Annotated in this window: 13 protein-coding genes; 5 read left to right on the forward strand and 8 right to left on the reverse strand. The window is 65.1% G+C overall.

All coding sequences use genetic code 11. The annotated features are described in order from the left end of the window. Window positions 1-43 precede the first annotated feature (43 nt). Entirely contained in the window at window positions 44-1,132 is a 1,089-nt protein-coding gene (locus PBR20603_RS13655; protein WP_150560062.1) for a porin, read from the reverse strand. Between the two features lie 268 nt (window positions 1,133-1,400). Here PBR20603_RS13655 and PBR20603_RS13660 point away from each other — a divergent pair, with 268 nt between their 5' ends. After that, window positions 1,401-1,874, forward strand: a complete 474-nt coding sequence (locus tag PBR20603_RS13660) for an Lrp/AsnC family transcriptional regulator (RefSeq protein WP_150560063.1) — start codon at window positions 1,401-1,403, stop codon at window positions 1,872-1,874. Between the two features lie 67 nt (window positions 1,875-1,941). Continuing rightward, the gene (locus PBR20603_RS13665) at window positions 1,942-3,129 is read left to right on the forward strand and encodes an alpha-hydroxy acid oxidase (protein ID WP_150560064.1); all 1,188 of its coding nucleotides are present in this window, start codon (window positions 1,942-1,944) and stop codon (window positions 3,127-3,129) included. Window positions 3,130-3,242: 113 nt separating this feature from the next. Here PBR20603_RS13665 and PBR20603_RS13670 read toward each other — a convergent pair whose 3' ends face one another. Both PBR20603_RS13670 and PBR20603_RS13675 read right to left on the reverse strand, forming a co-directional pair. Beyond that, window positions 3,243-3,671, reverse strand: a complete 429-nt coding sequence (locus tag PBR20603_RS13670) for a hypothetical protein (protein ID WP_150560065.1) — start codon at window positions 3,669-3,671, stop codon at window positions 3,243-3,245. Between the two features lie 133 nt (window positions 3,672-3,804). After that, window positions 3,805-4,731, reverse strand: coding sequence for a LysR family transcriptional regulator (locus PBR20603_RS13675; protein ID WP_150560066.1), 927 nt, complete (start codon window positions 4,729-4,731; stop codon window positions 3,805-3,807). 310 nt (window positions 4,732-5,041) lie between these two features. On the opposite strand from PBR20603_RS13675, the gene tcuC reads away from it, so the two are divergent. The 3 genes from tcuC to PBR20603_RS13690 all read left to right on the forward strand — a co-directional run bounded on the left by tcuC (window position 5,042) and on the right by PBR20603_RS13690 (window position 8,875). Next, window positions 5,042-6,361, forward strand: coding sequence for an MFS transporter (gene tcuC / locus PBR20603_RS13680; RefSeq protein ID WP_150560067.1), 1,320 nt, complete (start codon window positions 5,042-5,044; stop codon window positions 6,359-6,361). Window positions 6,362-6,447: 86 nt separating this feature from the next. Then, window positions 6,448-7,188, forward strand: coding sequence for a substrate-binding domain-containing protein (locus PBR20603_RS13685; RefSeq protein WP_246174662.1), 741 nt, complete (start codon window positions 6,448-6,450; stop codon window positions 7,186-7,188). A gap of 220 nt (window positions 7,189-7,408) precedes the next feature. Further along, window positions 7,409-8,875, forward strand: coding sequence for an amidase (locus PBR20603_RS13690; protein ID WP_150560164.1), 1,467 nt, complete (start codon window positions 7,409-7,411; stop codon window positions 8,873-8,875). A gap of 31 nt (window positions 8,876-8,906) precedes the next feature. Here the strand turns inward: PBR20603_RS13690 and PBR20603_RS13695 are convergent, their stop codons facing one another. The 5 genes from PBR20603_RS13695 to PBR20603_RS13715 all read right to left on the reverse strand — a co-directional run bounded on the left by PBR20603_RS13695 (window position 8,907) and on the right by PBR20603_RS13715 (window position 13,683). Beyond that, a complete protein-coding gene (locus PBR20603_RS13695) occupies window positions 8,907-9,158 on the reverse strand; it encodes a DUF3820 family protein (RefSeq protein WP_150560165.1) in 252 nt (83 codons plus the stop codon). 195 nt (window positions 9,159-9,353) lie between these two features. Next, window positions 9,354-10,322, reverse strand: a complete 969-nt coding sequence (locus PBR20603_RS13700) for an ABC transporter substrate-binding protein (protein WP_150560069.1) — start codon at window positions 10,320-10,322, stop codon at window positions 9,354-9,356. Window positions 10,323-10,387: 65 nt separating this feature from the next. Next, window positions 10,388-11,635, reverse strand: coding sequence for a c-type cytochrome (locus PBR20603_RS13705; protein WP_150560070.1), 1,248 nt, complete (start codon window positions 11,633-11,635; stop codon window positions 10,388-10,390). Window positions 11,636-11,716: 81 nt separating this feature from the next. Continuing rightward, window positions 11,717-12,571, reverse strand: coding sequence for an ABC transporter ATP-binding protein (locus tag PBR20603_RS13710; protein WP_150560071.1), 855 nt, complete (start codon window positions 12,569-12,571; stop codon window positions 11,717-11,719). Then, window positions 12,565-13,683: an ABC transporter permease gene (locus tag PBR20603_RS13715; protein WP_150560072.1), complete on the reverse strand. Its 1,119-nt coding sequence runs from the start codon at window positions 13,681-13,683 to the stop codon at window positions 12,565-12,567. The genes PBR20603_RS13710 and PBR20603_RS13715 overlap by 7 nt, the downstream gene beginning before the upstream one ends. Between the last annotated feature and the right edge of the window lie 6 nt (window positions 13,684-13,689).

Below are 13,689 nucleotides of genomic sequence, written 5' to 3' on the forward strand. Positions count from 1 at the left end.
GATGCAACTGGAAAGACGCGGGCGTGCCGCGCCGTCCGTCCGCTTAGAAGATGTGGCGAATGCCCGTTGCCACGCCCGCTTGCGTCGAGTTGCCCGGCAGTTCGACGCGCGCGGCGCCGCTGACCTTGTTGTAATCGACGGTGCCGTAGACCTGCGTGCGCTTCGACAGTGCGTACTCGGCGAGCAGCACGTACGTGTAACGACGGCCCGAACCGGCATCGCCCGCCTGGGCGTTGATGTTCTTGATGTCGTTCAAATACGCGGCGCCCGTGATCGCGAGATTCGGCATGGCCTGAATGGTCGTGCCGAGGTAGAACGTCGTGTCCTTGCGAGGATTGTCGTTCAGATTGCCCGTGGTGACGGTGTGTGCCGGATCGTTGAGCGTGCCGTCGAGCCAGCCGCTGCGATCGCGCCCACCCATGTAGCCGACGAAGACCTTGGCGATGGAGACGCTGTAGATACCGCCCAGGCCCCACATCTGTTGGACATGCTTGGCGGCGTCACGCGCTTGCTGATACACGCCGGCGATCTGGAACGGTCCCATTGCGTAGGCAGCACGGGCGCCCCAGTAGTTGCTGGCGGCCATCGTTCCGGCGGTGTTGCCGAAGCCGTAGGTGGCTCCGACCGACAGGCCGCCGAACGTGCCGGCATAGCTCACGGCGTTGTCCACGCGGCCGCGCGTGATGTTGTACATCCACGAGTTGTTCGCGTAGTTGCCGATCGTGAGCGGGTCGAAGTCGCCGTAGACATTAAACGCCTCGGTGGCCTGGCGACCGATCTTGATCGCGCCGTACTGGTTTTGCAGGCCGACGAACGCATAACGGTCAAACAGTCGCGGACTGTTCGCGAGCTGACCGTTTTGCGGGTTGATGCCCGATTCCAGTTGGAAGATCGCCTTTGTGCCGCCGCCGAGGTCTTCCGAGCCCTTGAAGCCGAAACGGCTGTTGGTCACGGCGCCGTTGGTCACTTGCCACAGCGCGTCGTTGTTGGCATTGGCGTTGGTTTGATATCGCACGCTCTGATCGACGATCCCGTACAGGGTGACGGCGCTTTGGGCGGCAGCAGTGGTGCTGAAGGCAAGGCCACAAGCGGCCGAGAGGATGGCCAGACTGGCCGGAATTGCAGACTTCATGAGTCTCCTTTTTTAGTCTTGTAGACGTACGACTGCTTAAAACAGATCCGCTGCTCCTTCCGATATAGGAGGTCACGGATGCTTCCCGGCACAACAACTGCACGATCAAAAAACGGCACTCGCAGCCGGACTCGCTTACCGTCCCCGGCCCGAGGCCGAGACTTATCATATCAATGCAAAAATTGAATTTGCTTGCCATTTATGCGGAATTGCTGGCGGTGAATCGAAGGATCTGCCAGAATTCGTGAAAACTTGACGGATTCTGCCAATGAACCTCGACCTAGCCGATCTGCGCATCCTCCGCCATCTCGAACTCAATGGACGCATCTCCAACCAGGAGCTGGCGGACGCCGTCGGTTTGTCGCCATCGGCCTGCCTTCGCCGGGTGAAATTGCTCGAGGACCGCGGGGTGATTTCCGGATACCGCTGCATCGTGGACGCACAGCATATTGGTCTGGAGTTCGAGGCGCTAGTGCAAATCACGCTTCGTCCGGACGTCGATCAGTGGCATGAAAAGTTTCTCGCATGTGTGCAGAGCTGGCCCGAGGTCGTGACTGCGCGCATCGTCACCGGCTCGGCGAATTACATCTTGACGGTCAGAGCCCGTAACCTCGCGCATTACTCCGATTTCATCGTGAACGAGCTGTATCGCGCACCCGCCGTCATGTCGATTCAATCGAACATCGTGCTAAAGACAATTAAACATACGCAGTCGCTGGTCGATCTCGTCAAGCAGAAATAGAAAATTATATTAGATATTAAGTAACTCCCAAAAGACGGCTGGAATTTTCCGGAAGAAGAGACGCAGCATGGCAGTGATTACCACCATCGAGGACTTGCGGGTTCTCGCGCAGCGGCGAGTGCCGCGCATGTTTTACGAATATGTCGATTCGGGGTCGTGGACGGAGTCCACCTACCGGGCCAACGCGGCCGATTTCGGCGGTATCGAGTTCCGGCAGCGCGTTGCCGTGAATATCGAACATCGCAGCACACGCACGACGATGTTGGGCGAGCCGGTCGCCATGCCGGTGGCGCTGGCGCCAACGGGCATGACCGGCATGCAGCATGCCGACGGCGAGATTCTCGCGGCGCGCGCGGCCGAGGCGTTCGGTGTGCCGTTCACGCTCTCGACCGTGTCGATCTGCTCCATCGAAGACGTGGCGGCGCACACGAAGGCGCCGTTCTGGTTTCAGTTATATGTGATGCGCGATCGCGACTTCATCGAGCGCCTGATCGATCGCGCCAAGGCGGCGGGGTGCTCGGCGCTGATGGTGACGATGGATCTGCAGATCAGCGGTCAGCGTCACCGTGACATCAAGAACGGCCTGTCGGCACCGCCGAAGCTGACGTTGCCGAACATTGCCAACATGATGACCAAGCCGCGCTGGTGCATGGGCATGCTGGGAACTCGCCGTCGCACGTTTGGCAACATCGTGGGACATGCCAAAGGGGTAGACGACATCGGTTCGCTCGCGGCGTGGTCGGCGGCGCAGTTCGACCCGTGCCTGTCATGGGACGACGTGGCCTGGATCAAGAAGCGTTGGGGCGGCAAGCTCGTGCTCAAGGGCGTGCTCGACCCGGAAGATGCGCGCGCGGCACGCGATACCGGGGCTGACGCGATTGTGGTGAGTAATCACGGCGGACGTCAGCTTGACGGTGCGATCTCGACGATCCGCGCGTTGCCGGACATTGTGGCGGCGGTGGGGCGTGACACGGAGGTCTGGCTCGACGGCGGTATCCGCTCCGGTCAGGACGTGATCAAGGCGATGGCGCTGGGCGCGAAGGGAACGCTGATCGGGCGTCCGTTCCTGTATGGGTTGGGGGCGATGGGCGAGGCGGGCGTGCGTCGCGCGCTGGAGGTCATTGCGAAGGAGATGGATGTCACGATGGCGCTGACGGGGCGCACGACCATCGATCGGCTCGATGCGTCGATGCTCATTCCGGGCAGCTACCCGGCGGGCATTGGCCCGTACCTGCCGGAGCCGGGCGGACGGTAACCTGCCCGCTGGGAAAACACGAAGGCCGCCGTCATTGTGCAATCCCATCTCACCAACAACAACGCCCCGCAATCGCGGGGCGTTTCGTTTCGGCGCAGACCGGCGCCAGCCGATCAATGATGATGCTTGCGATGACCGCGGCGTTTGCCGTGATAGTGATCGTCGTCGTACGAGCTGGAGCGCGACATGTTGCCGCCGAGCGCGGCGCCGGCACCGCCACCGACGGCCGCGCCGATCAGGCCGCCCGAACGGCCGCCCATCGCATTGCCCGCCGCCGTGCCGGCACCGCCGCCCAGCGCACCGCCGAGAATAGCGCCGGTACGCTCGCGGCGATTGGATGTGATCGCGCCGCCGGCGCCACCGCCCACCGCACCACCCACCACCGCACCGGTGCTGCCGCCAAGCGCGCCGCCTACGGCTGCGCCCGCGACGCCGCCCAGCGCGCCGCCGAGGGCATTGTTCATATCACTGGCCGAAGCCGTCAGGGAAGTCGTTGCCACCCCGGCGGCGATCGCCACCATCGGAAAAATTCGCTTGAGCATGAGTCTTGAAGAAGATTCGGATTAACGCGAGGCAAGTATAAAGACGCGTCGCCTCACCGCCGCCTGCCCAATGTTTCACTTCTCGTAAGGCGGGTAACGAAATGTTTCCGGGCGTGCATTCGCCGGGATTCGGTTATAGCGATTCGCTCCCCGCACGCCGCCGTGACGGCACCTTCATCTCGGCGACGTAGCGATACAACTGCGCCGCCGCCGGCGAGAGCGGCCGCGCCTTGCTCCGGATCATGCCCACGCGCCTTGTCACCACCGGATCGACCAGCGGCACGCTGGTGAGCAACGGATGATCCCCGCCGGGCATCGCCATCGTCGGCACGGCAGCCACCCCCAGTCCGGCTTCGACCAGTCCGAGCATCGTCGTGACGTGCTGTGTCTCACAGATACTCGGCGGACGTTGCGGCAGCGAGGTGAGCGCCTGATCGAGCAGTAGCCGGTTGCCCGAGACCTTGCCGACGGAGATGTGGTCGTGCTCGTAAAGCTCGCGCCATGTCACCCGTTTTCTGCCTGCGAGCGGATGGTCGCGCCGGCAGGCCGCCACGTAGCGTTCCTGAAGCAGGAGCTTGAACTCGATGTCCGGCTCCTGACTGCCGATGAAATTCAGCCCGAAATCGGCGTCGCCGTTCGCTACGGCAGCAAGCACCTCGTTGGCGCTCGCGTCGAGCACCGAAATGCGAATGCGCGGAAACGCCCGGTGGTATCGCGAGATCACCTGCGGCATGAAGTAATACGCGGCAGACGGCACACACGCGATGGTCACATGCCCAAGGCTCGACGACGCCACGTCGCGAATGCCGAGCAGCGCGTTGTCCAGATCGTCGAGAATGCGCTCGGCATCGCGTGCAAAGGCCCGGCCGACGTTGGTGAGCGCCACACGGCGCGTGCTGCGCTCGAAGAGCTTGACCCCTAACGCGTCCTCAAGCTTGTCGATACGGCGCGAGAGCGCGGGTTGCGAGAGATGGATTGCCTCGGCCGCGCGGCGAAAACTCGCGAGTTGCGCCACTGCGCGAAAGGCCTGCAAATCGTTCAGATCGAAGTTGATCGCCATGGCATGAGGGATGAGAGTCGGGCACGCGCTGCGCGCGACCCGGAAATCGGGGGATTGCCGCGGGGCGGGCGAGGCGCGGTGCAGAGTGTAGCGTGTTACCGCTCGGTAGGCGCATTAGCATCCTACGATTGATAGCGTGTGTGCATCAATCTTTCCAAAACTTGCAATTCACAACGGGGGAACTTACGGCGCACCATTGGCGGCTTCAAAAAAGCGTCCACGACGGTTTGACACGTCCCCGGCAGAGACGCAGTACGACGATTCATTGGCGGCTCGACCCCCCGGGCCGCAGGTAAAACGGAGACAGCGCATGTCACAGCGCCCCCAAGACGCGGTTTCGCGTCGCCCCTCGAAAGCCGGCGCAGTCCTGCGCGTGACCGCCGGCAATTTCCTCGAGCAGTTCGATTTCTTTCTGTTCGGTTTTTACGCCACCCAGATTTCCCGCGTCTTCTTCCCGACGGACAGCGAGTTTGCGTCGCTCATGCTGACCTTTGCCGTTTTCGGCGCGGGTTTCCTGATGCGGCCGCTCGGTGCCATCGTGCTCGGCGCGTACATCGATAACGTTGGCCGCCGCAAAGGTCTGGTCACGACGCTGGCCATCATGGCGAGCGGCACCATTCTCATTGCCTTCGTGCCGGGTTACGAAACCATCGGGCTCGCGGCGCCAGTGCTCGTGCTGATTGGCCGTCTGCTGCAAGGTTTCTCTGCTGGTGCCGAACTTGGCGGCGTGTCCGTCTATCTGGCGGAAATCGCCACGCCGGGCCGCAAGGGCTTTTACACAAGCTGGCAGTCGGCGAGCCAGCAGGTCGCCATCGTCGTCTCGGCGGCGCTCGGCTTTGCGCTCTCGCTCACGCTCACGGCGCAACAGATCGCTTCGTGGGGCTGGCGCCTGCCGTTCCTCGTGGGTTGCATGATCGTGCCGGTGATCTTCGCGCTGCGCCGCTCGCTTCAGGAGAGCGACGAATTCCGGCAGCGCAAGCATCACCCGTCCGTTGGCGAAGTGTTCCGTTCGATGGCCGCCAACGCGGGCGTGGTGCTGGGCGGCACGATGCTCGTGGCGCTGACCACGACGGCGTTCTACCTGATCACCGTCTACGCCCCGACGTTCGGCAAGAGCGTGCTGCATCTGTCGAGCGCCGATGCGCTGCTCGTCACCCTGTGCGTGGGCGTGTCGAACTTCATCTGGCTGCCGATTGGCGGCACGCTCTCCGACCGAATTGGCCGTCGTCCGGTGCTCTTGCTCTTCGCGGGCCTGACCTTGGTGACGGCCTATCCGGTCCTGTCGTTCCTCGTGCAGGCACCGAGCTTCACGCGCATGCTGGTCGCGCTGCTGTGGCTCTCGTTCCTGTACGGCATGTACAACGGTGCGATGATCCCGGCGCTCACCGAAGTCATGCCGCCAGACGTGCGCGTGGCGGGCTTCTCGCTGGCCTATAGCCTTGCGACGGCGATTTTCGGCGGTTTCACCCCCGCACTGTCGACGTATCTGATTCACGCCACGGGCGACAAGGCCGCGCCGGGGTACTGGATGAGCTTCGCCGCGTTGTGCGCGATTTGCGCGACGCTGACGCTCTACCTTGGCCGTCGCGGCGGACACGGTCGCACGAATACCGAACTCGCCGCAAGCTGAGGAACATTGCCATGAAAACCCATTCCACCCCGGTGCGTGTGAGCGCTGCCCGACGCCTGTTCGCCGCGCTCGGCGCGGGCATCGCCATGACGGCGCTGTTCGCTGCCCCTGCCGTGCAGGCCGAAGATCTTCACGTGATGAACTCCGGTGGCTTCACCGCGGCTTACAAGTTGTTGCTGCCCAGGTTCGAGGCGGCGAGCGGAGATCACGTCGGCACGGCGTGGGGCCCGTCGATGGGTAAGGCGCCCGAAGCGATCCCGAATCGTCTGGCGCGTGGTGAGCCGGCTGACGCCGTCATCATGGTCGGCTACGCGCTCGACGACCTCATCAAGGCAGGCAAGGTGCGCGCCGATTCGCGCGTCGAACTGGCCGATTCTCGTATCGGCGTCGTCGTCAAAGCGGGCGACACGGTGCCAGACGTCGGCACCCCCGAAAAGCTGAAGGCGGCGCTGCTTGCCGCCAGGTCGGTGGCATACTCGGACAGCGCCAGCGGTGTGTACGTCGAGCGTGAACTTTTCAAGAAGCTCGGCATTGCCGAACAGATGCAGGGCAAAGCGGTGATGGTGCAGAAGACGCCAGTCGCCGAAAAGGTGGCTGCCGGCGATTACGCGCTGGGATTGCAACAGGTGAGCGAGTTGCTGCCAGTCAAGGGCATCGCGTTCGCGGGCAAGATTCCCGAGTCGCTGCAATCGGTCACGCGCTTCGCGGGCGGCGTGCCGGTCAACGCGCAACATCCTGAGGAAGCGATGAAGCTGCTGAAGTACATGGCCGCGCCGGCTGTCGCGAAGGACGTCGAGTCCACGGGCCTCGATCCGCTGGCGCATTAATTCCTGCTGATCGCTGAAGATGTGAACTAACGTGTCTGCGTTGCCGCAGGGGACTTTATTTCCCCTCGGCAACCTTGGCGGGTTTGACCGACAATGCGGTGTCAGACAACGGCGTTGTACCGAACGGCGCCACCGCCAAGGAGAGAGACACATGGCCATTGCGCCAGACCTGCCGCCCCTGGCTGCCCAAACGAGCGCAGCCCAAGCCAACGCTACGGCTATGCCCGACACCCGCCTGAACGATATCGTCGCGCTCGACGCGCTGGCGCTGTCCGACGCCATTCGCACGCGTCGGGTTTCGTGCCGCGAGGTCATGCAGGCCTATCTTGCCCACATCGCGCAGTACAACCCGGCGGTCAATGCCATCGTGTCCCTGCGAGATGCCGACACGTTGCTGGCCCAGGCCGACGAGCGCGACCAGCAACTGGCGAACGGTCAGTATCTGGGCTGGATGCATGGCATGCCGCACGCCGTGAAGGATCTGGCTGCCTGCGCCGGATTTCCCACACGCAAAGGATCGCCTCTGACGTCTACAGCGCCCGACACGCAGGACAGCATCAGCGTCGCGCGCATTCGCGCCGCGGGCGCAATCTTCATCGGCAAGACCAACGTTTCCGAGTTCGGGCTGGGTTCGCACAGCTACAACCCCGTCTTCGGTGTCACGCGCAACGCTTATGACACCACGCGGATCGCAGGCGGCAGCAGCGGCGGGGCGGGCAGTGCGCTGGCGCTGCGCATGCTGCCGGTGGCCGACGGCAGCGACATGATGGGGTCGCTGCGCAACCCGGCGGCGTTCGGCAACGTGTATGGCTTGCGTCCGTCGCAAGGCCGTGTGCCGTATGGCCCGGCACCGGAGATCTTCGTCCAGCAACTAAGCACCGACGGGCCGATGGGCCGAACCGTTGCCGACGTCGCCCAACTGCTCGCTACGCAAGCGGGCTACGACGCGCGCAGTCCGCTATCGATGGCCCGCGAGACGCCGCCGTTCGCGAGTGCGCTACAGCGCGACGTGAAGGGCGTGAAGTTGGGCTGGCTTGGCGACTACGGCGGGCATCTGCCGATGGAAGACGGCGTGATGGCGTTGTGCGAGGCGTCGTTGCGCGACTTCACGGCGATGGGATGCGAGGTCGAGGCGTGCGCGCCGGATTTCGCACCGGAGCGGCTGTGGCAGACGTGGCTTACGCTGCGTCACTGGCTCGTGAACGGTTCGCTGGGGGAGATGTACGCCGATCCGGCGCGGCGCGACAAGCTCAAGCCAGAGGCGCAATGGGAGGTCGAGGGCGGCGAAGCGTTGCGTGCTGCCGACGTGTTTCGCGCATCCGTCGATCGCAGCGAGTGGTACCGCTCGCTCGCGCGTCTGTTCGAGCGGTACGACTTCCTGTTGCTGCCGTCGGCGCAGGTGTTCCCGTTCGACGCGCAAATGCACTGGCCGTCATCGGTGGCGGGCAAGCCGATGGACACCTATCACCGGTGGATGGAAGTCGTGATCGGGCCGACGCTTGCCGGGTTGCCGGCGATCAGTGTGCCGGTCGGGTTCGACGCGCGGGGGCTGCCCATGGGGCTGCAAATCATCGGTCCGGCGCAGGCGGATCTCGCGGTGCTGCAATTGGCGTACGCGCACGAGCAGCAAACGCAGTGGGTGCGCCGCCACCTGCCGCCAATGCTCGCTGGCACCGCACGGGCCTGACGCCTCCCTGCGAGGTCGCGCCGCGCTGGGGCTATCGGGGGCGTGGGGAGCGCGCGGCCTGTGCCTGCGCTCGCAGCGGCCGCAACAACTCACCCAGCGCGTTGTGATCGATCTCGTGCATCAGGGCGAGCAGGCGGCCGATTTCGCCCGGTGGGAAACCCTCGCGGGCGAACCAGCTCAGATAGTTGCCCGGCAGATCGGCGATGAACGTGCCCTTGTGTTTGCCGAATGGCATGGGGGTAGTGACGAGGCGCATCAGCGCGTCGGCGTCGAAATCGAGCATGACGGTCAGACGGTTGGCGCGCTCAGACGCGCACCCAGGTGAGAGCGGAAGTGACACGCTACCACATGCGAGGCGCGGGGCATCACGTCCGGCGCCATCGACAGTTCGTCACGCGCTGGGCGAGCCGGTTGGGCTATCGGCCACGATGTCCGACGACCGTCCTCGCAGAGATGGCCATCGGTGGGCGCCGTTGCCTCAGACCTTGATCGGGAAGCGCCGGTCGAACGTGGTTTTCACGTCAAGCGGTTGCCGGAGCAAGCCGACTTGCGAGTAGAAGTCGGCCGTACGTTGTTGCTCCGCGACGAGCGCATCGTCGATGTTGCGCCATTTCGTCGCACGGCGGGAAAACTGCAGCTTCGCGGCCTCGGGCGGAATGCCGATGATGCGCGCCATGGCAGCCGAGAAGGCGTCGACGTGCTGATACGACCAGACTTGTGCCCGCACGACACGGCCGAGGAAATCGCGCAGCACCTCCTGTTTGTTCGCGATGGCCGCGTCGGTCGCGGCCAGATAGCTCAGACCAGACCAGAGCCCCCGGCCGTTCACGAGCACACGCCCGCGTCCGGTCGTCTCCGCCACGGCCGTGTAGGGCTCCCACGTCGCCCACGCGTCGACGGATCCGCTGGCCAGCGCGGTAATGGTGTCGGCCGGCGGCAGGAAGCGGAAGTTGACGTCGCCCGGTGCCAGACCGGCAGCGGTGAGGGCCTTGAGCGTGACGAAGTGGCCGATGGAGCCTCGCGTCGTGCCGATGTTCTTACCCTTGAGATCGGCGGCGGTACGCAGCGCGGCGTCCGGCCGCACGATCACGGCGGTGCCATACGCGTCGGAGCGATTGGCCCCGATGATCTTGATGGCGGCACCCGCCGACAGCGCGAAGATCACGGGTGCATCACCGATCGGACCGCAATCGACTGCCCCCGCATTGAGCGCTTCGGCCAGTGGCGCGGCAGCGGGGAACTCGGTCCACTGAATATCGTAGGGCAACTGCTTAAGTTCGTCGGCGGCTTCGAGCAGCGCGCGCAGTCCGCCCTTCTGGTCGCCTGCCTTGAGGAGCGGGCGGCCGGACTGAGCGCGGGACACACCGGGCAACGCGAGTGTTGTCAGCGCACCCGCTGCACCGGAAGTCGTGACGTACTGAAGGAAGCGGCGTCGGGAAATCGTCATGATGAATACCTGTGGTGGATCGAAAAAAAAGGTGCGCAAGCGGGGCGCAGACGCTAGACGGATGGCTAGTGCACGAAGCCACCTTTGACGAACCGCACGGGGTCGTTGTCCATCTGGCGCAGCGTCGCGGTGAGCGGGTCGCTGCGAAGGGCGGCCTGAGCGCCCTCGGGCGGTGCTGTCGCCGTCGTACACATCAGGCCGCCATCGGCCCAGCCCCGGCGTCCGGCGGGGGCGAGGGCACGCAGCCAGCCGTCGCGGTCGGCCAGCCATTCGGTGCCCGCCAGGGTTGACGCGGAAACCCCGGCGATCTGCGCGAGGACCTGCCATGCATCCGGGCCGTCGGCCACGCAGTCCGCTCGTGCCCCGAACAGCGTGGTGACGTTGGGGGTGGGCGCACGATCCGACCGTTGCACCGCCACCTTGCGAATGGCAGGCGTTTCAACGGAGGGCGGGGCATTGCGCTCGACCAACAGCGTGAGGAAACGCGGATCTTCAAACGGCGGCGGATGCGCGGCATCCACGGCGACCACGCGAACCCGCTGATGGCCGCGCCACGCGGCGAGATTCCGGGGCTGGGTGTTGGCGCATTTCACCGAGAGGACGGGCAAGGCAATCGGCACGGGCCAACTGCCACCCGCGGTCATGCCGGCCGACGCCGAGAGCACGCGCATATAGTCGAGTGCTGCCCAGATCTCACGGTCGCTCAGTCGTGCGGCGAAGCCGGGCATGGTCGCGCCCTGCTCGTCACGCATGCCGTACAGCACATGCCAGAACAGTTCGCCGTCGGCGCGGCGGCTCAACAGGGCGCTCGCCATGGTCGGCGGCCAACGGTGCAACGTGGCGGCCAATGGGCCCTCGCCACGGCCGTCGGCACCGTGGCATGCCACGCAGTGCGCCGCATACACGCGCGAGCCTCGCGCGATGCTTTCTACGGTGAAGCCCGTCGGGTTCGTATGAAAACTGGTCGGCACGGCGGCCGTCAGCCATAGCGACGGCGATGGCCACGGGGCCAGCACAAGCGCCCCGATGGCGGCGGCCAGCAGCCAGCGCCATGCGCGTCGCCAGAGCAAGGCCAGCAGCACGCAGGCGAGCGCAAACACGATCGCCGCGAGCATCCACGCGAACTGGCGGGCGAGGGCGACATCGATGACCAGGTTCTCCCCGGCGATGCGCACGTCCCAGGGCCATGCGGGTGCGCCATGCGAATCGTCGGTGATGCCGAGCGAATAGAGCGTGCTCAGCCAGGCGGACTGCGCGAACTGGAGGGCTTGCAGCAACGCGTTGAGCCAGACATGCGAAGGTGGCAGCGTCATCGGGCGGGCTCCGCGTGCAAGCGCTCCGATGACGGCCGGTACGTCGACTTCATCAGCTTCGTAAGACCACGATCCACACGCTTACCAGCTTGCATCGAGCCCCAGATGTCGGAGCGCTTCGTGGCGCAGTTCGGTAATGCGGGCGTCGCCGCGATGGCGCGGATAGGGCAGATCGACACGCAGCTCTGCGACGATCTTCGCCGGACGCGGGCTGAACACAATCACGCGTTGCGCGAGGAACAGCGCTTCTTCCACGTCATGCGTGACGAGCAGCGCGGAGAAGCCAGCGCGCTGCCACAGATCGACCAGCTCGCTCTGCATCGCCAATCGCGTGAGCGAGTCGAGCTTGCCGAGCGGCTCGTCCAGCACCAACAGGCGCGGATCGTTCACGAGCGCGCGGGCGAGCGCCACGCGCTGCGCCATGCCGCCGGAGAGTTGATGCGGAAACGCGTCGGCAAACTCGGAGAGTCCCACGCGAGCGAGGGCTGCGTCGACTCGTTGACGTTCTTTCCCCAGCACGCCACGGGCTTGCAGACCGAGCGCGACGTTATCGCGCACGCGCCGCCACGGGTAAAGCGTCGGGTCCTGAAACACCACGATGCGCGACGGGTCGGGACGCGTAATCGCGGTGCCGTCCTGCGTGATCGTGCCGCGTGTCGCGGTCTCCAGTCCGGCGACGAGGCGCAACAGCGTGGACTTGCCGCAGCCGCTCGGGCCGAGCAGCGCCACGAACTCGCCGGGCGCGACGCTCAGGTCTACGCCATCGAGCACCTGTAACGGCGCCTGACGTGTGCCGAACCAGTGATCGACGCCACGAATATCGATCCGCGCGCCCGTGTCGTTTGCCGAAGCGGGGGTGTCATTGACGGGAGGCGGTGCCGGGACATCGGCGTCATGTCTGTCGAGCGTTGGCGAAGAGGTTGCGGCGCTTACCATTTGACGGTTCCTTTCTGCCACGCGAGCGCGCGGTCACGTACGGTGAAGAGCAGAGTAATGACGCCGGAGAAGAGCAGCGCCATGACGATCAGGGCGGCGTACATGTTCACGTACGAGGCCCAGCCCTGCGCCCACGTGAGGTACCAGCCGAGACCGGACTTCACCCCCATCATCTCGGCGGTCACGAGTACCGAGAACGACGCCCCGAGCCCCATGAACAGACCGACGAAAACGTTAGGCAACGCGGCGGGGATGGCGACACGCAACACCAGAAACGCATCGGATGCACCGAGCGTGCGGGCGACGTCGTAGTAGCTCTTGTTCACTCCCGCCACGCCCGACCACGTGAGCACGGCGACCGGGAACGCCGTCGACAATGCGATGAGGAAGGCGGCGGCCGAGTAGCTCGACGGAAAAAAGTAGAACGTGAGCGGCAGCAGTGCCGTGGCAGGCACGGGGCCAAGCACGCGCAGTACCGGATGCACCCAGTAGCCGATGGCGCGCGACCAGCCGATGGATACGCCGATCAAAAAGCCAGCAACGGCGCCCAGCCCGAAGCCGATGCCGAGCAGTTTGAGCGTGTTCACCGCGCTGTCGCCGAGGCGTTGCCAGTCGTCGGTATAGACCTCGATGAGGGCTTGCGGCGGGGCGAAGAATGGCGTGGGCAGCGAGCCGGTCTTTGCGGTAAGGATTTCCCACGCGGCCAGCACGAGCGCGACGGCGACGAGCCACGGACCGGTGCTGGTGAGGGCTTCGCGCAAACGCAGCAGCGGCGGCGTGGCGCGGCCCGCGACCGACAGTACCGCGAGCAGGGCGGCTGCGACCAGCGCGAACACGCCCAGTTCGTCGGTAAAGGCCCAGTCCGAGAAGCCTGCGACCTTGTTGGGCCAGCGCAGCGTGAGCGCGCCAAAGGCGGCCCATGCGAGCGCGGCGGCGAAGCCGGTACCCCATAGCGCAGGCGTGCGAGGCGCGGCGAAGAGCTGATCGATTTCGGTCGCGTCGTAGCGGGGGACAGGTACGCGCAGCGTCGTGCCTTCCGCCTGTTCTGCGAGTTCCAGCGCCCCGGCGGGGGAGCCCCCGCGTAGCGCGGCGTTGTCGAGAATGGCACTCATGGTCGT

The organism is Pandoraea bronchicola (assembly GCF_902459805.1).
In the GTDB taxonomy this organism is placed as follows: Bacteria; Pseudomonadota; Gammaproteobacteria; order Burkholderiales; family Burkholderiaceae; genus Pandoraea; species Pandoraea bronchicola.

Bases quoted from the DNA above. Each gene is read 5' to 3' on its own strand.
- PBR20603_RS13670 (WP_150560065.1), bottom strand. From the start codon at position 3,671: ATGCTCAAGCGAATTTTTCCGATGGTGGCGATCGCCGCCGGGGTGGCA.
- tcuC (WP_150560067.1), top strand. From the start codon at position 5,042: ATGTCACAGCGCCCCCAAGACGCGGTTTCGCGTCGCCCCTCGAAAGCC.
- PBR20603_RS13685 (WP_246174662.1), top strand. From the start codon at position 6,448: ATGACGGCGCTGTTCGCTGCCCCTGCCGTGCAGGCCGAAGATCTTCAC.
- PBR20603_RS13715 (WP_150560072.1), bottom strand. From the start codon at position 13,683: ATGAGTGCCATTCTCGACAACGCCGCGCTACGCGGGGGCTCCCCCGCC.
- PBR20603_RS13695 (WP_150560165.1), bottom strand. From the start codon at position 9,158: ATGCTCGATTTCGACGCCGACGCGCTGATGCGCCTCGTCACTACCCCC.
- PBR20603_RS13665 (WP_150560064.1), top strand. From the start codon at position 1,942: ATGGCAGTGATTACCACCATCGAGGACTTGCGGGTTCTCGCGCAGCGG.
- PBR20603_RS13705 (WP_150560070.1), bottom strand. From the start codon at position 11,635: ATGACGCTGCCACCTTCGCATGTCTGGCTCAACGCGTTGCTGCAAGCC.
- PBR20603_RS13655 (WP_150560062.1), bottom strand. From the start codon at position 1,132: ATGAAGTCTGCAATTCCGGCCAGTCTGGCCATCCTCTCGGCCGCTTGT.
- PBR20603_RS13700 (WP_150560069.1), bottom strand. From the start codon at position 10,322: ATGACGATTTCCCGACGCCGCTTCCTTCAGTACGTCACGACTTCCGGT.
- PBR20603_RS13660 (WP_150560063.1), top strand. From the start codon at position 1,401: ATGAACCTCGACCTAGCCGATCTGCGCATCCTCCGCCATCTCGAACTC.
- PBR20603_RS13710 (WP_150560071.1), bottom strand. From the start codon at position 12,571: ATGGTAAGCGCCGCAACCTCTTCGCCAACGCTCGACAGACATGACGCC.
- PBR20603_RS13675 (WP_150560066.1), bottom strand. From the start codon at position 4,731: ATGGCGATCAACTTCGATCTGAACGATTTGCAGGCCTTTCGCGCAGTG.
- PBR20603_RS13690 (WP_150560164.1), top strand. From the start codon at position 7,409: ATGCCCGACACCCGCCTGAACGATATCGTCGCGCTCGACGCGCTGGCG.